We start from the raw sequence: 20,103 nt of genomic DNA on the forward strand, positions 1-20,103 counted from the left end.
GGCTGGCGTTTCCTGCAGCCAACACGCGCCAATTTGTAAAATCAGGGGAATCCGTTGCTCTGTCAATTAGAGCTCAAATTCGCCAATATTGAGACGTAAAAAAGCCCCAGCATTGCTGCTGAGGCTTCTTAATATGGCAGGGGTGGAGAGATTCGAACTCCCAACACGCGGATTTGGAATCCGCTGCTCTGCCAATTGGAGCTACACCCCTGTAGTTCGTTTTTAATGAGTCGACACTCAGAAATAAGTGGCGGAACGGCCGGGCTTGCGTTCAAGCGGGACTCATTCGACCATAGGGCGAACCCTACAAATAAGTGGCGGAGCGGACGGGACTCGAACCCGCGACCCCCGGCGTGACAGGCCGGTATTCTAACCAACTGAACTACCGCTCCGCATTGGCCAGACTATGAAGTCTTTTCTCGTTTTTGCTTTCAGGCTATTCCTTAAAAAGGAGTAATCTGAAGCAAGAAATTAAAGCCTGGCGATGTTCTACTCTCACATGGGGAAGCCCCACACTACCATCGACGCTGTTTCGTTTCACTTCTGAGTTCGGAATGGAATCAGGTGGGTCCAAAACGCTATGGTCGCCAAGCAAATTCTGTTTTTATTTTCACTTTTTCTAAAAAGTGAAGACAAAAAATTCGGAAAGCTGTTTATGTTCTCACACACATTCAATGTACTTGCATTGAGTCCAATCAAAACCCCTTGGGTGTTGTATGGTTAAGCCTCACGGGCAATTAGTACAGGTTAGCTCAACGCCTCACAACGCTTACACACCCTGCCTATCAACGTTCTAGTCTCGAACAACCCTTTAGGACACTTAAAGTGTCAGGGAAGACTCATCTCAGGGCTCGCTTCCCGCTTAGATGCTTTCAGCGGTTATCGATTCCGAACTTAGCTACCGGGCAATGCGTCTGGCGACACAACCCGAACACCAGAGGTTCGTCCACTCCGGTCCTCTCGTACTAGGAGCAGCCCCCTTCAATCTTCCAACGCCCACGGCAGATAGGGACCGAACTGTCTCACGACGTTCTAAACCCAGCTCGCGTACCACTTTAAATGGCGAACAGCCATACCCTTGGGACCGACTTCAGCCCCAGGATGTGATGAGCCGACATCGAGGTGCCAAACACCGCCGTCGATATGAACTCTTGGGCGGTATCAGCCTGTTATCCCCGGAGTACCTTTTATCCGTTGAGCGATGGCCCTTCCATTCAGAACCACCGGATCACTATGACCTGCTTTCGCACCTGCTCGAATTGTCATTCTCGCAGTCAAGCGGGCTTATGCCATTGCACTAACCTCACGATGTCCAACCGTGATTAGCCCACCTTCGTGCTCCTCCGTTACTCTTTGGGAGGAGACCGCCCCAGTCAAACTACCCACCAGGCACTGTCCTCGAACCGGATAACGGTCCAGAGTTAGAACATCAAACATACAAGGGTGGTATTTCAAGGACGGCTCCAACGCAACTGGCGTCACGTCTTCAAAGCCTCCCACCTATCCTACACATGTAGGTTCAATGTTCAGTGCCAAGCTGTAGTAAAGGTTCACGGGGTCTTTCCGTCTAGCCGCGGGTACACTGCATCTTCACAGCGATTTCAATTTCACTGAGTCTCGGGTGGAGACAGCGTGGCCATCATTACGCCATTCGTGCAGGTCGGAACTTACCCGACAAGGAATTTCGCTACCTTAGGACCGTTATAGTTACGGCCGCCGTTTACCGGGGCTTCGATCAAGAGCTTCGACCGAAGTCTAACCCCATCAATTAACCTTCCGGCACCGGGCAGGCGTCACACCGTATACGTCATCTTACGATTTTGCACAGTGCTGTGTTTTTAATAAACAGTTGCAGCCACCTGGTATCTGCGACTCTCAATAGCTCCATCCGCAAGGGACTTCACCGTCAAGAGCGTACCTTCTCCCGAAGTTACGGTACCATTTTGCCTAGTTCCTTCACCCGAGTTCTCTCAAGCGCCTTGGTATTCTCTACCCGACCACCTGTGTCGGTTTGGGGTACGATTCCTTACAATCTGAAGCTTAGAGGCTTTTCCTGGAAGCATGGCATCAATGACTTCATCACCGTAGTGACTCGACGTCGTGTCTCAGCCTTAAAGAGAGCCGGATTTACCTAACTCTCAAGCCTACGCACTTGAACCTGGACAACCGTCGCCAGGCCCACCTAGCCTTCTCCGTCCCCCCATCGCAATTGTAAGAAGTACGGGAATATTAACCCGTTTCCCATCGACTACGCCTTTCGGCCTCGCCTTAGGGGTCGACTTACCCTGCCCCGATTAACGTTGGACAGGAACCCTTGGTCTTCCGGCGAGGAGGTTTTTCACCCCCTTTATCGTTACTCATGTCAGCATTCGCACTTCTGATACCTCCAGCAAACCTTACAGTTCACCTTCAACGGCTTACAGAACGCTCCCCTACCCAATGCGATAAATCGCATTGCCGCAGCTTCGGTTTACAGCTTAGCCCCGTTACATCTTCCGCGCAGGCCGACTCGACTAGTGAGCTATTACGCTTTCTTTAAATGATGGCTGCTTCTAAGCCAACATCCTAGCTGTCTGAGCCTTCCCACATCGTTTCCCACTTAGCTGTAATTTGGGACCTTAGCTGGCGGTCTGGGTTGTTTCCCTCTCCACGACGGACGTTAGCACCCGCCGTGTGTCTCCCGGATAGTACTTACTGGTATTCGGAGTTTGCAAAGGGTTGGTAAGTCGGGATGACCCCCTAGCCTTAACAGTGCTCTACCCCCAGTAGTATTCGTCCGAGGCGCTACCTAAATAGCTTTCGGGGAGAACCAGCTATCTCCGAGTTTGATTGGCCTTTCACCCCTAGCCACAAGTCATCCGCTAATTTTTCAACATTAGTCGGTTCGGTCCTCCAATTGATGTTACTCAATCTTCAACCTGCCCATGGCTAGATCACCCGGTTTCGGGTCTATATCCAGAGACTGAACGCCCAGTTAAGACTCGGTTTCCCTACGGCTCCCCTAAATGGTTAACCTTGCCACTGAATATAAGTCGCTGACCCATTATACAAAAGGTACGCAGTCACACCACGAAGGTGCTCCTACTGCTTGTACGTACACGGTTTCAGGTTCTATTTCACTCCCCTCACAGGGGTTCTTTTCGCCTTTCCCTCACGGTACTGGTTCACTATCGGTCAGTCAGGAGTATTTAGCCTTGGAGGATGGTCCCCCCATATTCAGACAGGATAACACGTGTCCCGCCCTACTCGATTTCACTGAACATACGCTGCCGGTTACGGGGCTATCACCCTGTTTCGCGGTCCTTTCCAGAACCTTCACCTGACGCATATAAAGCTTAAGGGCTAATCCAATTTCGCTCGCCGCTACTTTCGGAATCTCAATTGATTTCTTTTCCTCGGGGTACTTAGATGTTTCAGTTCCCCCGGTTCGCTTCATTAACCTATGTATTCAGTTAATGATACGTGCTTATGCTCGTGGGTTTCCCCATTCGGAAATCCCAGACTCAAATGACTCTTACTGTCTCATCTGGGCTTATCGCAAGTTAGTACGTCCTTCATCGCCTCTGACTGCCAAGGCATCCACCGTGTACGCTTAGTCACTTAACCATACAACCCGAAGGGGTCTTTACGTATGGCAAACAACCAAGGTTTAGTTGTCTCTCATTATTTGAATGAGCGAGAGACATTTCGATTTTGCCGGACTCAATTTTGAAACTCGTTAAACAAGTTTCTACCAAGCACACTTGAATGTGTTGTTGGTGTATTCCACTCAGGAATACATTGAGAACTTTACAAACAAATCTTATTCACAAGGAATAAAGTTTGTTTTGTCAGCTTTCCTAATTGTTAAAGAGCAAGATTCGTATCTCTAATGAGATGAACCAATTTTAAGAACACTTATCTCTTCGTATGAAGAAATGTGCTTAAAATTGGTGGAGCTAAGCGGGATCGAACCGCTGACCTCCTGCATGCCATGCAGGCGCTCTCCCAGCTGAGCTATAGCCCCACGAATCTCTTTAAATAAACCATCAATCTGTGTGAACACTCATCGCAATAATCATTCGTATAAGGAGGTGATCCAGCGCCAGGTTCCCCTAGCGCTACCTTGTTACGACTTCACCCCAGTCATGAACCACAAAGTGGCAAGCGTCCTCCCGAAGGTTAAACTACCTGCTTCTTTTGCAGCCCACTCCCATGGTGTGACGGGCGGTGTGTACAAGGCCCGGGAACGTATTCACCGTGGCATTCTGATCCACGATTACTAGCGATTCCGACTTCATGGAGTCGAGTTGCAGACTCCAATCCGGACTACGACGCACTTTTTGGGATTCGCTCACTTTCGCAAGTTGGCCGCCCTCTGTATGCGCCATTGTAGCACGTGTGTAGCCCTACTCGTAAGGGCCATGATGACTTGACGTCGTCCCCACCTTCCTCCGGTTTATCACCGGCAGTCTCCCTGGAGTTCCCGACATTACTCACTGGCAAACAAGGATAAGGGTTGCGCTCGTTGCGGGACTTAACCCAACATTTCACAACACGAGCTGACGACAGCCATGCAGCACCTGTCTCTCAGTTCCCGAAGGCACTAAAGCATCTCTGCTAAATTCTGAGGATGTCAAGAGTAGGTAAGGTTCTTCGCGTTGCATCGAATTAAACCACATGCTCCACCGCTTGTGCGGGCCCCCGTCAATTCATTTGAGTTTTAATCTTGCGACCGTACTCCCCAGGCGGTCTACTTAACGCGTTAGCTCCGAAAGCCACGGCTCAAGGCCACAACCTCCAAGTAGACATCGTTGACGGCGTGGACTACCAGGGTATCTAATCCTGTTTGCTCCCCACGCTTTCGCATCTGAGTGTCAGTATCTGTCCAGGGGGCCGCCTTCGCCACCGGTATTCCTTCAGATCTCTACGCATTTCACCGCTACACCTGAAATTCTACCCCCCTCTACAGTACTCTAGCCTGCCAGTTTCAAATGCAATTCCGAGGTTGAGCCCCGGGCTTTCACATCTGACTTAACAAACCACCTGCATGCGCTTTACGCCCAGTAATTCCGATTAACGCTCGCACCCTCCGTATTACCGCGGCTGCTGGCACGGAGTTAGCCGGTGCTTCTTCTGCAGCTAACGTCAAACGAATGCGCTATTAACACACCCGCCTTCCTCACTGCTGAAAGTACTTTACAACCCGAAGGCCTTCTTCATACACGCGGCATGGCTGCATCAGGCTTGCGCCCATTGTGCAATATTCCCCACTGCTGCCTCCCGTAGGAGGCTGGACCGTGTCTCAGTTCCAGTGTGGCTGATCATCCTCTCAGACCAGCTAGGGATCGTCGCCTTGGTGAGCCCTTACCTCACCAACTAGCTAATCCCACCTGGGCATATCCTGACGCGAGAGGCCCGAAGGTCCCCCTCTTTGAGCCGAAGCTATCATGCGGTATTAGCCATCGTTTCCAATGGTTATCCCCCACATCAGGGCAATTTCCCAGGCATTACTCACCCGTCCGCCGCTCGCCGCCCTTAACGTTCTCCGAAGGTTCAGTTAAGTCGCTGCCGCTCGACTTGCATGTGTTAGGCCTGCCGCCAGCGTTCAATCTGAGCCATGATCAAACTCTTCAATTTAAGATTTTGTCGGCTCAATGAATACTGACTTCAAATTACCTTAGTAATTCAAAGCTATTATCGTTCCAACAGAACGATAATGAATTGACTGTGTCGATACCGAAGTATCGATTGGTCACTCAGTTCATTGATACCTAAGTTGATTCTTTAGAATCATCTTCGATTATCATCAACGAGTGCCCACACAGATTGATAGGTTTATATTGTTAAAGAGCGTTGCTTTTCGAAGCTTTCTTCTCAAAGCGGACGGCCATTTTAGCGACTTAATTTAGCGAGTCAACCATTTTTTTATTTTAAATTTCTTTAACTTAAGAAACTTAATTTTCCGTCTTCGCTGCCCTGCCTGCTAAAGCAGTTTTGCCTGACAACGGAAGCGCATTATAGGGAGGAATAAACGCTTGGCAAGAGTAATTTAAGAAAAAAATGACCTTTTGCAATCAAGCGAACAAATAAACATCACATTGATTCTTAAACCAACAAATCCTGCCCCAAACATCTAAAAAACTACTTTTTCAACGCCATCAGGCCTGGCTTTCAGGTCACACAGAGGAACAAAAAACAAAAGCCATGCTGGGCATGGCTTTTACTGTTTTACTGGCTGGCACTTATACGGCCATCTTTGACTTCCAGTTTGATCGGCGTGCCAGGCAGGAATTCTCCGGCCAGGATTGATTTCGCCAACGGGTTTTCGACGTTTCTGCTGGATAGCGCGTTTGAGCGGGCGCGCACCATAAACAGGGTCGAAACCGACCTGAGCAACCATATCCAAAGCTTCATCGCTGACTTTAAGCTCGTAGTCTCGTTCCACTAAGCGTTTACGCAGACGCTCAAGCTGAATAGAAGCAATCGACTTAATCTGATCCCGTCCCAGAGGATGGAACACCACGCTCTCATCCACCCGGTTGAGGAACTCAGGACGGAAATGATGACTGACCACTTCCATCACCTGCTCTTTAATACCCTGGTAATCGAGCTGAGCAAAGTTTTCCTGAATCCGTGACGACCCCAGGTTCGAAGTCATAATCACCACTGTATTGCGGAAATCAACCGTACGTCCCTGACCATCAGTCAGACGTCCGTCATCCAAAACCTGCAACAGAATGTTGAACACATCCGGATGAGCCTTTTCTACTTCATCGAGCAAAATGACGGAATAGGGTTTACGGCGTACTGCTTCAGTCAGATAGCCGCCCTCTTCATAACCAACATAACCCGGAGGCGCGCCCACCAGGCGTGCCACTGAGTGTTTCTCCATAAACTCGGACATGTCGATACGTACCATGGCATCTTCACTGTCGAACATGAAGTTGGCCAGAGTTTTACACAGCTCAGTCTTACCCACCCCGGTCGGACCAAGGAACAGAAACGAGCCGATTGGCCGGTTTGGATCCGATAGTCCGGCACGGCTGCGTCGAATCGCATTTGCGACCACTTCGACCGCTTCAGCCTGACCAATGACACGCTGATGAAGTACCTCTTCCATGCGCAGCAGTTTCTCTTTTTCTGCTTCAAGCATTTTCGATACCGGAATACCGGTCTGCTTCGACAGGACTTCCGCGATTTCGGCATCGGTCACTTTGTTGCGCAGCAGAGTCATCTCCTGCATTTCAGCCTGGGCTGCCAGATCAAGCTGTTTCTCCAGTTCAGGGATACGGCCATATTGTAACTCGGACATACGGCTCAAATCACCGGCGCGGCGCGCCACTTCCAGATCAAGACGAGCCTGCTCCAGTTCACTTTTAATATGCTGGGTACCAGACAAGGCTGCTTTTTCCGCATTCCACACTTCTTCCAGCTCCGCGTACTCACGCTCTTTTTCCTCAAGCTCATCGTTGAGAATATTGAGACGTTTTTCACTGGCATCATCGTGCTCGTTGCTCAGTGCCTGCTGCTCAATTTTCAGCTGGATAATTTTACGCTCCAGCTTATCCAGAGCTTCTGGCTTGGAGTCAATTTGCATCCGGATGCTGGATGCGGCTTCATCGATCAGGTCAATCGCTTTATCCGGTAACTGACGGTCCGAGACATAACGGTGGGATAAACTTGCCGCCGCCACGATCGCCGGGTCGGTAATTTCCACATGATGATGCAGCTCGTAACGCTCTTTCAGACCACGCAGAATCGCCACGGTATCTTCCACACTCGGCTCATCAACCAGTACTTTCTGGAAACGACGTTCAAGGGCCGGATCTTTCTCGATGTACTGACGGTATTCATCCAGTGTAGTGGCACCGACACAGTGCAGTTCACCGCGCGCCAATGCGGGCTTTAGCATATTACCGGCATCCATCGAGCCTTCACCCTTACCGGCGCCGACCATGGTATGCAGCTCATCAATAAACAGAATGACGTTGCCCTCTTCTTTGGCTAACTCATTCAGGACCGATTTAAGGCGTTTCTTCAAATTCACCTCTATATTTGGCACCTGCCACCAGCGCGCCCATATCGAGCGAGAGCACACGACGACCGCGCAGCCCTTCCGGCACCTCATTATTGATGATGCGCTGGGCCAGGCCTTCGACAATAGCAGTTTTACCAACCCCGGGTTCACCGATCAGTACCGGGTTGTTTTTGGTCCGGCGCTGCAGGACCTGAATGGTACGGCGGATTTCGTCATCACGGCCAATCACAGGATCAAGCTTGCCTTGCTCGGCACGCTCGGTCAGATCGATGGTGTATTTTTCCAGCGCCTGACGCAGTTCTTCTGCATTCTGATCATTGACCTTCTGACCGCCACGAATTTTCTCTATCGCGTCGGTAACCTTTTTCTCGGTCAGACCAAACTCTTTAAGTAATTTGCCGAGCGGACCATGATCCTGCAACGCTGCCAACAGGTAAATTTCAGAGGAGATGTAGGCATCCTGACGCTTTTGCGCCACTTTATCGCACAGGTTAAACAGGTTGCCCAGGCCACTTGAGAGCTGAACATCCCCGCCGATACCGCTGACTTTCGGCAAACGATCAAGCATTTCACCTAATTTAGAGCGCAGTTGCATGGCATCGACATCCAACATCGTCAGCAACGGACGAATCGGACTGCCATTTTGATCCAGGAGTGCCACCATAAGGTGTACAGGTTCGATGTACTGATGATCCCGCCCAAGTGCCAGTGACTGAGCGTCAGAAATCGCTATTTGGAATTTGCTGGTAAACCTATCAAGACGCATAACAACCTTCCTAACCTCGTCTGAGATAAACTATTAACGATTAGAAAGATGGTTACGCAAAGGGGAATTTTCAAGGCAAGACCACTAACTTTATCTGGTTTAATTTTCACCAATCCAGATGAAAGTGGCCTGACGGCCGGTCACACCATCACGGCGATAGGAATAGAAACGTTCTGCATCCTGATAGGTGCACAGTCCGTTGTCGAATATGGCATCAATACCGAGACGGTTCAGACGCAGTCGCACCAGCTGATTCATGTCAGCCCACCACTTACCGGTTTGACGACCAGGTCTGAAAGCCTGCTCAGCCTCAGAGTGTGCGGCGCAAAATGCCGCCACGACATCATCGCCGACTTCAAATGCCTGCGGGCCGATGGCCGGCCCCAGCCACAACAGGACATCCTGACCGGCAAAATTGGCCAGGGCATTTTCGATAATGCCACCGGCTAATCCGCGCCAGCCGGCATGCACTGCCGCTACCTGAGAGCCCTGAGTGTTGGTGATCAGCACTGGCAGACAATCGGCGGTCATGGCACTGCACACCACATTGGCGCTGTCAGTCCAGACGCCGTCGGCGTCCAGTATCTGCTTTGTTGGCTCACCGACCTGTACTACCCGGGTGGAATGAGTCTGATTCAGCCACACCGGCGCAACCGGCATACCTGACTGCTGTTGCAGCCAGTCACGGTTACGTTGAACGAACAGAGGATCATCCCCAACATGCATGCCAAGATTCAGCCCGGCATATGGCTGAGGTGAGACTCCGCCGGTCCGGGTTGAAGACAGTGCACGCACTGTTTTTGGCGCTGGCCAGTTGGGGGTAATCCAGCTCATGCTCAATACTCTTCCGAATGATTCAGTTTGGCATCTTCACGCAGCGCTTCGCTCATCGCGACCATATCGTCCGGTACCGGAGCATGGAATTCCAGCTCTTCACCCGTAATCGGGTGTTCGAAACGCAGCATGACAGCATGCAGCGCCTGGCGGTCAAAACCACGAATCATTGCCGTCAGCTCTTCGGTCGCACCTTTAGGAATACGCGCGCGGCCACCGTATGCACTGTCACCCAGCAGCGGATGCTGCAGATAAGACATGTGGACACGAATCTGGTGAGTACGGCCAGTTTCCAGACGCAGACGGATACGGGTGTGTTCACGGAAATGCTCCGCAACACGGTAATGGGTTACCGCGGGTTTACCCAGCGGGCTGACTGCCATCAGAGTACGCTTGGTTGAGTGACGGCCAATCGGTTTATCAATCATGCCACCAGCGGTCATTTTACCGATCGCAATCGCCTCGTATTCACGGGTAATGTTACGCTTTTGCAGTTCACGTACCAGACGGGTCTGAGCCGGAACGGTTTTCGCGACCACCATCAGACCGGTCGTGTCTTTATCCAGACGATGCACAATACCGGCACGCGGCACTTCAGCGATAGCCGGGTAATGGAACAGCAAAGCGTTCAGCACGGTACCGTCCGGCGTTCCCGCCCCCGGGTGGACTACAAAATCACGCGGTTTGTTGATAACGATAATGTCGTCATCTTCGTAGACGATATCGAGCGGAATATCCTGTGCTTCCCAGCGCTGTTCATCTTCCAGTTCTGCCTGAACTGTGATCTCTTCACCACCCATGACTTTAGTGCGTGGTTTTGTCACCACACTGCCGTCAACGGTAACTTTCCCTTCCAGCAACCACTCTTTGAGGCGCGAACGGGAAAAATCGGTGAATAATTCAGCCACAGCCTGGTCTAAACGCTGACCGAGCTGGCTATCTTTTACTGTTTGAGTTAATTCAATCTGCTGAGCCATATCGAACTTTTTTAAAAACCGTGAGACTAATAGTCACTAGTATGGAAAAATATGGCGCCATTGTATCTGTTACTGCCAAGAAAGTAACGAACCGTTTTGCGGAGCGCCGATGCTCCAAGTGTATCAGCTTTAATTGCAAGGAACTCACTCCTGACATGAAATACCAAACTTTATCAGGCTTACTCGCGTTATCTATTCTGGCTGGCTGTTCAAGCACGAAAGAGATTGTGCCGGATGTACCACCCGCTCAGCTGTACACCGAAGCGCAGACCTCGCTGCAGGGTGGCAACTGGATGACAGCGATTGAAAAGCTTGAAGCACTGGATTCACGCTACCCGTTCGGGGCGTATTCCGAACAAGTGCAACTGGATCTGATTTACGCCTATTATAAAAATGATGATCTGGCGTTGGGTCTGGCGACCATTGAGCGCTTCATCCGCTTAAACCCGACCCATGAAAAGATGGACTGGGTACTCTACATGCGCGGCCTGACCCATATGGCGCAGGATCGTAACTTTATGCATGACCTGTTCAATGTTGATCGCAGTGACCGTGATCCTGAGCCGGTGAAAGCCGCATTTGCCGACTTCAAAAAGCTGCTGCAACGCTACCCGGCCAGCCCTTACGCAGAAGATGCGCAGCGCCGCATGTTTGCGCTGAAAAACCGCCTGGCCGATTACGACCTGGCAACCGCCGATTTTTATCTGCGCCGTGAAGCCTGGATTGCTGCAATTAACCGCACCCAGGAGCTGCAAAAAACCTATCCGGATACCGAAGCTGCGCGTAAATCACTGGAGATCCAACTGGAAGCCTATCAGCAACTGGGTCTGAAAGACTCAGTTGAGCGTACCCGCAAGTTGATGCAACTCAACCCGGAGCAGTAAGCAGGCGATAGCGTTAAACTCATCGCTTTGTGATGACTGAAAGCCACTTCTTCGGAAGTGGCTTTTTTGATTCGGCTAAGATGGCCAGGCAACAGAGACACACAAAGTCAGGATTTACCCGCTGTGACGGCATCGGAATAAAGAGAGAAAGCAGCAAGGTGAGCCACCTCACCAGAGGCGCTGTATACAAATTAAGCGCAGAATTTTTTCAGGTCGAAGCAAGCCACTAAAAAGCGGGGATTTTTTAGTAACAACACTCCCCACTGTAGCCCGTTCATTGTGAATCTCAAGCTTTTTTCTTCACTCACGATTGCACTCTTTGCTTAAGATCACGTTTGTTTTCACTCGCAGGAATACCAGATACAAAAGTGACATTGATCACATTTTTTTTAGTTTGAAAACGGCAATCTGAACTCAACCCATAAGGGATGCAACAGAGGAAAAATCACTATGCAAATGAATATCACTGGTAAAAACATTGAAATCACCTCTGCAATCCGTGCGCACATTGAGAGTAAATTCAAAAAGCTGGAAAAATGGCAAGTAGACATCATCGGCTGCCAGGCCAGCTTTAGCGAAGAACCTAACAAACAGAAAAAATTTGAGGCAACCATCAGCATTCCAAAAGGACAAATCAACGCCTCAGCAGTCCATGAAGATCTTTACGCAGCCATTAACGAGGTAGAGCAGAAACTCGAACGTCAACTGAATAAACTGCGTCATAAGCCGGAAGCTCGTCGTACTGACAAACCAGAGCTGGAAGAAGAAGTGGAAGAATAAGGAAACGGTTTTCGAGATAGCGCCTGCGGGCGCTATTTTTTTGCTTGACGCTCCCAGCCCGCTTGCTTATTGTGTGTTCTCTTTCACCCCTTTATACGGACAAACATGACTCTGCACTCACTGTTCTTTTTTGACTTCTTTTTTCTCCAAAACTAGTTGGAGGCACGCTCGTTCGCGAAAGATAAGTCAAAAACGAACAGAAAGCCTCCCATACGGGGGGCTTTTTTTATAAGGACAATAAGTATGACAGACAGACAGTATTCACTCGAAGAGATTCGACTGCGCCTCAATGAACTCGATGATCAACTTCTCAGCCTGCTTTCTGAGCGCCGCAGCCTCAGTATCGAAGTGGCGAAAAGTAAAGTTGAAACATCCAAGCCGGTACGTGATGCCGCACGAGAGCAGCAACTGCTTGTCAAACTGATCCACGCAGGCAAAGACAAATATCAGCTCGATGCCCCCTACATTACCAAAATTTTCCATACCATCATCGAAGACTCTGTGCTGCTGCAGCAAACTTACCTGCAAAACCTGGCCAACCCGCAAAGCCGTAAGCCTTTGGCCCGAGTTGCTTTTCTGGGTTCAAAAGGCTCCTATTCCCACCTTGCGACTCGGGAATATTTCAGCCGCAAAAATACCGAACTGATTGAATTGAATTGTGAACAGTTCAAAGAGATCACGACCACGGTTGAATCCGGCCACGCTGACTACGGCGTACTGCCGATTGAAAACACCAGTTCTGGCTCGATCAATGAAGTGTACGATCTGCTGCAGCACACCACGTTATATATTGTGGGTGAAATTACCCAGCCGATTGAACACTGCCTGGTGGCAACCCAGGATATCCGCCTGGAAGATATCAAGGTCCTCTACTCTCATCCGCAGCCGCACCAGCAATGCAGCGAATTTATCAGCCGCCTTAACGGGGTAAAACTGGAAACCTGTGCCAGCACCGCCGATGCAATGAAAAAAGTTCAGGAAACTGGGCCGCAATGATGTCGCCGCTATCGGCAATGCGTCGAGTGGCAAACTGTATGGCCTGCAACCTATTCAGGGCAATATTGCCAACCAGACCGAAAACCACACCCGTTTTATTATCGTGGCACGCAAACCGGTTGAAGTGTCGGCTCAGATCCCGGCCAAAACCACGCTGATTATGTCAACCTCACAGGAAGCAGGATCGCTGGTTTCTACCCTGCTGGTACTGCAGCGTTACGGTATCAATATGACCAAGCTGGAATCACGTCCGATTATGGGCAATCCGTGGGAAGAGATGTTCTATGTCGATCTCGAAGCCCATCTCGATTCCGAGAGTATGCAAAAAGCGCTGCTTGAACTGACCCGCTTAACCAAACACCTCAAGGTATTAGGTTGTTATCCAACGGAAAATGTCAAACCGACCCAGGTAAAGCTAGCTGAACGATAGCTGAATCATATATTTCACTGTAAACGCTGGTAGTTGCATATTCTATCCCTATAATAGGCACGCTATTTTGATTAGTGATAATGGATGCACTACCGGTGGTTTTATATTACCGGGCATGTGAGTAAGGACTAACACAAGGATAGATGCCCGGTGACTGCCGGACTCGCTCAGATACGGATGACCAGAACGCTCCTCTTTGCTTTACTCGGGCTCTCCATGCCAGCAATGGGACACGAGCTCAATATCTATCTGTGGGAAGACACCCTGTCGCCACGGGTTATCGACGCCTGGAACCAAACCCACGATACACCTCTGCACCTTTATCATTTTGACAACGATGACGAACGCAGTCTGCTGATGCTGAACAGCGTCCAACTGCCATTTGATGTCGTTATTCTCGACAATGTCTCCGCCCATATCTTTTCGCGCCAGAATGAGTTTGAAGACCTCTCTGAACTGTCGGGGCGAGACAATAACTTTCCGCGCTGGAATCAGGCCTGTGGTACTCATGCGATACCGTACTTCTGGGGCTATGTCGGTATCGCTTATCGTAAAAGTAAACTTGCGGCGCCACCAACACACTGGTCTCAACTGGTCGATATCAGTGATGAGTTAAAGGGGCATATCGGACTGATTTACGACAGTGTCGAGACTCTTTTACCTACTCTATACAGCCTCGATTACTCACCGATCACCGATTCCTTGCCAGAGCTGAAAAAAGCCTATCAGGTCATGGAAGCCGCTACCCCGAATGTGTTGACCTATGAATACGCATTGAGCTACGTGCGCAGTCACACTCAAAACGACGACTTATACATGGCATTGGCCTACAGCGGCGACCATTACGCACTGAATCGTTTTTTCGATAATGACGACTGGGCCTTTACTCTGCCGCAAGGCAAGCCTTATATCTGGATTGACTGCCTGGCTATCAACAGCAATTCACAACAAAAAGCCGAGGCACGTGCGTTTCTTGAGTTTCTGATGCGTCCTGACATCGCAGCAATGAATGCGCTGGATATGCAAAGTGCCACTCCGAACCGTGCCGCGTTTCAGCGCATGCCGGCGACATATATTCACGATAGCAGCCTCCACCTGTCCGATGAGCAACTGGATCAAGGTATTATCGACCATGAGCTCTCACCACGAAATCTCAGCGTCAGAGCCAAAATCATCAATAACGTGATCGACCTTCATGAAGCTAAACCATAGAATCCTGCTGCTAATCGCACCAGTTATCCTGCTCAGTGCGGCCGCATCAAGCTATATCATCTACAGCAGCCAGAAAGATGCCCTGCTTAAGCGCACCGACAGTTATCTGCAGCTCAACATGGAAAAGCTGGCCAGCCATTTCGGGCAAACGCGTGCCCTGCTTAACAGCTACTCGTTCACATTGGCCAAAAGCGATATTCTCCGGCACTACTTTGAGCATGAAAACAATCCCTATCGTGAGCTGGAAACTGGTGGATAACCTCAATGAGACTATCGATATTCTTCAGCCCAGTGATGTCGATTTTGTCGCGCTGTCTATTTTGGATGAACAGCACAATGAGCTCTATTATGCCGAGAACAGTAACGATCCTTTCGCGCGCTTTGACCCCAAAGTCAAACACTTTGTCGAGCAGCAATTTAAGCAGACTCATAACACTTCCAACGTCAGCTACACCGAAAACTCTGGCGGTGAAGGCGTTCTGGTCCGTTATGACGTGCTGGATACCCAAACCCTGCAGACCCCGCTGAGTTACAACCGGGATGAAATATTTTTCGTGGTGGTGTACGTCACGCTTGATAAATTCAACGCGCTGCGCAGACAAATAGAATTTGATAACCAAAGCCCGCTGTTTTTCCAGCCCCAGCCACCGCAGAAGCCGCAACAACTGACCCAGAGCGTCGAACTGCAACCGGACATGTACGCCATTCTCGATCCGGCCCCGCTGCTGCTGCGCCAGCATCTCAACAGTATCCAGAAAGAGCTGATGATGTCGTTTGGTTTATCGGCGTTGATCACGGTAATCCTGCTGCTGATGCTGCTGTATAAGCATATGATCAATCCGATCCTGCGTCTGGATGAACAGTTGCAGGAGGTAGAGAATAAACAGCGTAAGAATATTGAACTGCGCGACTCGGATGATGAGATTGGCCGCCTGTCAGCCCGTTTTTATGCCATGTATGCCGAGCTCGACAGCTCTTATCAGCAAACCAAAACTCTGGCCGAATACGATCATCTGACCAAGCTGGCCAACCGACGTCAGTTTCATCACAAAGCGGAGAAAACCCTGCTGGATATCCCGGGTAACCATCACCTGTGGGTGCTGTATATCGACCTGGATAACTTTAAATACGTCAACGACAAATACGGCCATCAGGTCGGTGATTCTCTGCTGGTTAACTTTGCCTCTCACGTCAGGCTGGTGTGCGAGGAATTCGAGCTCTATCAGGTCTCCAGCCTGGCTGCCCGTCTGTCTGGTGATGAGTTCGCTATTTTATTAAGCGCACCGGCTGACGGCGCACATTACGCTGATGATTTTGCCCAGCGTCTGCTGGATCCGATTCAGAACCGTGACTATTCCCCTCTGAGCCACTTTCCGATTACCGCCAGTATCGGGATTGCCACCTATCCGCAAGATGGCGTTTCGGGTGGAAAAACTGCTGCTTAACTCAGATACCGCGATGTATCAGGCCAAAAACGCCGGTAAAAATCAGATTGCCCACTACTCACAGCAACTGGATGATATCGTCAAACGGCGCAATGACATTGAACGTGCTTTGCGAGAGCAAAATTTTGATCAGGAATTCAGCCTGGTCTATCAACCTTACTTCACCTGTTCCGGACATAAAGTCGCCGGATTTGAAGTCCTGTTACGCTGGTTCTCTCCGCAACTGGGCGAAGTGGCTGCGGACGAATTTATCCCGATCGCCGAGCAGACCGGTCTGTTTGGGATCATTGATCGCTGGGTTATTCAGTCCGCTTTCGCCGACTTTAACACCTTGAGCCGGGAATTTTCCCAGCCGGTACAGCTGTCGATCAACCTCTCCTCAGCCGAGCTGGACTCAAAAAATCTGGCTCAGTTTATCGAACAACATGCCCGTTATTACGATCTGGAGCCGTACCGGATTGAGTTTGAAATTACCGAAACCTTTGCCGCTAATTCGCAAAGCTACCCGCTGCTGGATGAACTTTCCAAACAGGGGTTTGGCCTCACCATTGATGATTTTGGGTCGGGTTACACCTCGATAGCCCAACTGGTACAATATCCGGTACAGAAAATAAAATTTGATCGCCAGTTCCTGGATACTCTGCTCAGTACCAATAAGCAGCAAGTGATTAAACCACTGATAGAGCTGTGTCACTCACAAGGAATTGAAGTGACCGCCGAAGGGATAGAAAGTGTGGAAATGCATCACTGGCTGGCCGAATATCAGTGCGATTTTATGCAGGGCTACTTTTTTGGTAAGCCGATGACGCTGACAGAGATACGTAACTGGCAACAATACAGCGAGAGTAATCAGTTTTATGCACAAAGTGATCATTGCTTCACTTAATCCGGCCAAAATCAGTGCCGTAGAAAGCGCATTCAGCAGCGTGTTTCCCGCACAGGCATTCAGTTTTAGCGGTGTCAGCGTCGCCAGCGAGGTCGCCGATCAACCGATGAGTGACGCCGAAACCAAACTCGGCGCGCTCAACCGGGTCCGTAATGCCCGGCAGGCAGTCAGTGACGGCGATTATTATGTCGGCCTGGAGGCGGGAATTGAGGGCGGTGTTACGTTTGCCTGGATGATTATCGAATCCGGATCGCGGCGCGGTGAGTCACGTTCAGCCAGTTTGATGCTTCCGCCGCAGGTATTAGCAAAACTGGCTGACGCCAATGAACTGGGCGACGTGATGGATGAAGTCTTCGGCACACAAAATATTAAACAGCAAGGCGGTGCGATTGGCTTGCTGACCCAGCACCAGCTGACCCGCAGTTCGGTCTATCATCAGGCACTGATTCTGGCTTTGATCCCGTTTATTAATCCGGAGCATTTTCCTGCCGCAACGATATAAGCCAGGCAATGCCCGCGATTAATCCGATTAATCGTATGCCGGTCGTGTAACAGAGACAAAAACGCCAGCCTGGGGCTGGCGTTTGATTTATCCGGGCTGTGGTTATTTCAGTATCAGCTTAGCCAAGGTATCCCGCTCTGCATCGGTGCGGGATTTTAGTTCGTTAGAACCACGGGTAATGGTTGCAATTCCCACTCCGAGCATCTGGCTGACCTGACGCTGAGACAGTTCACCTTTGAGCAGCTCACACAGAATATTGACCCGTGCGACCAGCGACTCACGTTCATCCGGGGTCATTAACATCGTCAGCAGCATTGTATGCTGATCGCTAGCAGCGGCCTCTTTCACCACTGGCATCAATTGTGACCAGTCGTCGTACTCAGGTTGTTGTGACATGATTGTACTCGTTGAGTGATACATGAGCTCTATTGTAGTGAACACTCAAACGGAATCAATATTTTGTCGCGATCTCCTGTGAATTGAGAAACGCGCCATCAACCCCTTTAAGATCACGGTAATAGGTTTCAAACATCAGAATGTTCTGCACATAGCCGCGCGTCTCACGAAACGGAATGGCTTCGATAAAGGCGAACGCATCCAGTTTACCACCACTCTCTTTGCGCCAGCGGTCGACCCGATGCGGACCTGCGTTATAAGCCGCAAAAGCGAAAATACGGTTATTGTCGTATTTCTCCAGCAGCCCGTTAAGATAATGGCTGCCTATCTCGATGTTTTTGCCGACCTCAAACAGGTCGTCCGCACCGTTATAGCTAATTTGATACTTTTTCGCAGTGTAACTGGCCGTAGCCGGCATAATTTGCATGATACCGCGCGCACCCACTGGCGAGCGAGCTTCCGAATCCATCGCACTCTCCTGACGTGCCAGAGACATCAGCATAATCGGATCCAGGCCATGCTTATCGGCATAGAAATCAAACCACCATTGATGAGCCAGAGGAAAGCGCAGTTGCATATTATCCCACATCCGCGCCGATATCGACGCCGTCACCGTGAGGTGATGCCAATGCTGGCTGGCAGCATAGGCCGCCAGCATCTCTTTTTGCGGCTGTTTGACCCGGCTCAGCAGCCAGTACCACTCACTTTTCGCGGCCGCGATTTTATCCCGTTCAATCAATTCCTGAATTCGCACCAGACTGGTGTGATAAGGCTTAACCTGCGCCGCATCCAGATCCACCGTCGAGATCGGGTATTTGATCGACTGTTGCAGCGCTTTTGCCGCCGCCACACTGTAGAAGTTACGCTGGCCTAAAATAGCGCGCAGCCGCTGGTTGCCCTGCTCCTGCTTACCGAGCGCGATTTCACTGCGCCCCAGCCAATACTGCCAGCGGGTCTCTTGCTGTTCGTCCTCCGGGAATTGCTTTATCCAGTTTTCGACGCCTTGCCAGTCGAGATTAACCAGAGCCAGCCGGATACGCGCTTCAATCAGATCGCTGTTGTGGCTGCCGACAATCATGTTGTCACGCCACTGGCGCAGCGCCACTGACTCAACCTCCATCATGCGCCGGGCGATGTACTGACCAACCCGTGAGGTTTGTTGCTCGGACCAGTTCTGCGCCTTAGCAACCGGTGCCAACAGTGGTTGAGCTTTCAGCTCATCAATCCGGGCCAGCTTCTCCAGCGCCAGCACCGCCTGACGCTGTGCCAGTTCACCACTGCTGTGCTGACGGGCAAAGCTCTCTACCGTATCCGGCTTATCAAACAGCGCCAGCATCGACTGGGCACTTTGCTGAGCATTTTTGCCCTTTACTTTCTTGGCCAGATAACGCAGCAAGGAGCGGTTACGCCCCTCAAATGCCAGCACCATGCGCTGCAGGATAAGGTCATCACTCAGACCGCCCTGTTTATCCCAGCTGTCAAACAGAGGATCGCAGGCATCAGAAACGCTGGCTCCGCTGAGCCACAATGATTCAGCCCCACGGTAAGCTTCATCGCGCTTACCGGTTTGCAACTTCGCGTTGTAATAGTGACAGCGATAGGTTTCACCGTTGGGTTCATTGGGAGAAAACTGCAACAGCGCCCCCCATTTCTTATCGCGCGCCAAAGCGCTGATATAGGGCGCACTGATGCGGGCGGAGAATGGAAATTCCTGATGGGAATCGATAAAAGCACGTACCGCAATCGGCGGCTTGCTACCCATATCAATCAGAAAGCTACGGTAATCGAGATAAGGCGTCAGCGGATAATCATCCAGCTTAGAACGCACTTGCTTAAACGCGTCCACATTACCGTCATCCAGCCACTGCTGGGCCTGATCATATAACGCGCGCTGCGCGTCTGTTTCTGCCGAGCTTGAGAAACGCTGCGCCGCTCACCAATGTACTGCATACCAGCATTGATGACACAAGACGAT

7 protein-coding genes, 3 tRNA genes, 3 rRNA genes, 4 pseudogenes and 1 other annotated feature are annotated in these 20,103 nt (G+C 50.5%); of the genes and pseudogenes, 6 read left to right on the forward strand and 11 right to left on the reverse strand.

Going from position 1 to position 20,103, the window contains the following annotated elements; all coding sequences use genetic code 11:
* Positions 1–134: 134 nt before the first annotated feature.
* The 9 genes and pseudogenes from ABDK09_20415 to rluD all read right to left on the reverse strand — a co-directional run bounded on the left by ABDK09_20415 (position 135) and on the right by rluD (position 10,597).
* Positions 135–211: transfer RNA gene (locus tag ABDK09_20415), tRNA-Trp, on the reverse strand.
* A 104-nt stretch (positions 212–315) separates the two neighbouring features.
* Positions 316–392 (reverse strand) — tRNA-Asp (locus tag ABDK09_20420).
* Positions 393–476: 84 nt separating this feature from the next.
* Positions 477–592 (reverse strand): 5S ribosomal RNA (gene rrf, locus ABDK09_20425).
* Positions 593–716: 124 nt separating this feature from the next.
* Positions 717–3,606, reverse strand: a 23S ribosomal RNA gene (locus ABDK09_20430).
* Positions 3,607–3,930: 324 nt separating this feature from the next.
* A tRNA-Ala gene (locus tag ABDK09_20435) sits at positions 3,931–4,006 on the reverse strand.
* Between the two features lie 60 nt (positions 4,007–4,066).
* A 16S ribosomal RNA gene (locus ABDK09_20440) occupies positions 4,067–5,619 on the reverse strand.
* The 16S, 23S and 5S rRNA genes sit together here with 3 tRNA genes alongside, the layout of an rRNA operon.
* Positions 5,620–6,210: 591 nt before the next feature.
* A pseudogene (gene clpB / locus ABDK09_20445) lies at positions 6,211–8,786 on the reverse strand (ATP-dependent chaperone ClpB).
* A gap of 99 nt (positions 8,787–8,885) precedes the next feature.
* On the reverse strand, positions 8,886–9,620 hold the full coding sequence (gene pgeF / locus ABDK09_20450; GenBank protein XAW89184.1) for a peptidoglycan editing factor PgeF: 735 nt from the start codon (positions 9,618–9,620) through the stop codon (positions 8,886–8,888).
* A 2-nt stretch (positions 9,621–9,622) separates the two neighbouring features.
* A complete protein-coding gene (gene rluD, locus ABDK09_20455; GenBank protein XAW89185.1) occupies positions 9,623–10,597 on the reverse strand; it encodes a 23S rRNA pseudouridine(1911/1915/1917) synthase RluD in 975 nt (324 codons plus the stop codon).
* A gap of 155 nt (positions 10,598–10,752) precedes the next feature.
* On the opposite strand from rluD, the gene ABDK09_20460 reads away from it, so the two are divergent.
* From ABDK09_20460 to yjjX, 6 genes and pseudogenes are all read left to right on the forward strand, one after another.
* Positions 10,753–11,481 (forward strand): outer membrane protein assembly factor BamD, encoded by a 729-nt coding sequence (locus ABDK09_20460; protein ID XAW89186.1) that lies wholly within the window; start codon positions 10,753–10,755, stop codon positions 11,479–11,481.
* Between the two features lie 450 nt (positions 11,482–11,931).
* Complete coding sequence (raiA, locus tag ABDK09_20465) at positions 11,932–12,261, forward strand: ribosome-associated translation inhibitor RaiA (GenBank protein XAW89187.1); 330 nt, start codon at positions 11,932–11,934, stop codon at positions 12,259–12,261.
* A 107-nt stretch (positions 12,262–12,368) separates the two neighbouring features.
* Positions 12,369–12,491 (forward strand) — a sequence feature (Phe leader region).
* A 13-nt stretch (positions 12,492–12,504) separates the two neighbouring features.
* A pseudogene (gene pheA / locus ABDK09_20470) lies at positions 12,505–13,687 on the forward strand (prephenate dehydratase).
* A gap of 177 nt (positions 13,688–13,864) precedes the next feature.
* Positions 13,865–14,899, forward strand: coding sequence for a spermidine/putrescine ABC transporter substrate-binding protein (locus ABDK09_20475; GenBank protein ID XAW89188.1), 1,035 nt, complete (start codon positions 13,865–13,867; stop codon positions 14,897–14,899).
* Positions 14,883–17,230, forward strand: a pseudogene (locus tag ABDK09_20480) (EAL domain-containing protein). The gene ABDK09_20475 and the pseudogene ABDK09_20480 overlap by 17 nt, the downstream one beginning before the upstream one ends.
* A complete protein-coding gene (gene yjjX, locus ABDK09_20485) occupies positions 17,202–17,732 on the forward strand; it encodes an inosine/xanthosine triphosphatase (GenBank protein ID XAW89189.1) in 531 nt (176 codons plus the stop codon). Before ABDK09_20480 ends, yjjX begins: the two are co-directional and overlap by 29 nt.
* A 102-nt stretch (positions 17,733–17,834) precedes the next feature.
* Here the strand turns inward: yjjX and trpR are convergent, their stop codons facing one another.
* Together trpR and sltY are read right to left on the reverse strand one after the other, a co-directional pair.
* Positions 17,835–18,128 (reverse strand): trp operon repressor, encoded by a 294-nt coding sequence (trpR, locus tag ABDK09_20490; protein ID XAW89190.1) that lies wholly within the window; start codon positions 18,126–18,128, stop codon positions 17,835–17,837.
* Positions 18,129–18,183: 55 nt separating this feature from the next.
* A pseudogene (gene sltY, locus ABDK09_20495) lies at positions 18,184–20,086 on the reverse strand (murein transglycosylase).
* Between the last annotated feature and the right edge of the window lie 17 nt (positions 20,087–20,103).

This window comes from Vibrio sp. CDRSL-10 TSBA, assembly GCA_039696685.1.
GTDB lineage: Bacteria > Pseudomonadota > Gammaproteobacteria > Enterobacterales > Vibrionaceae > Vibrio.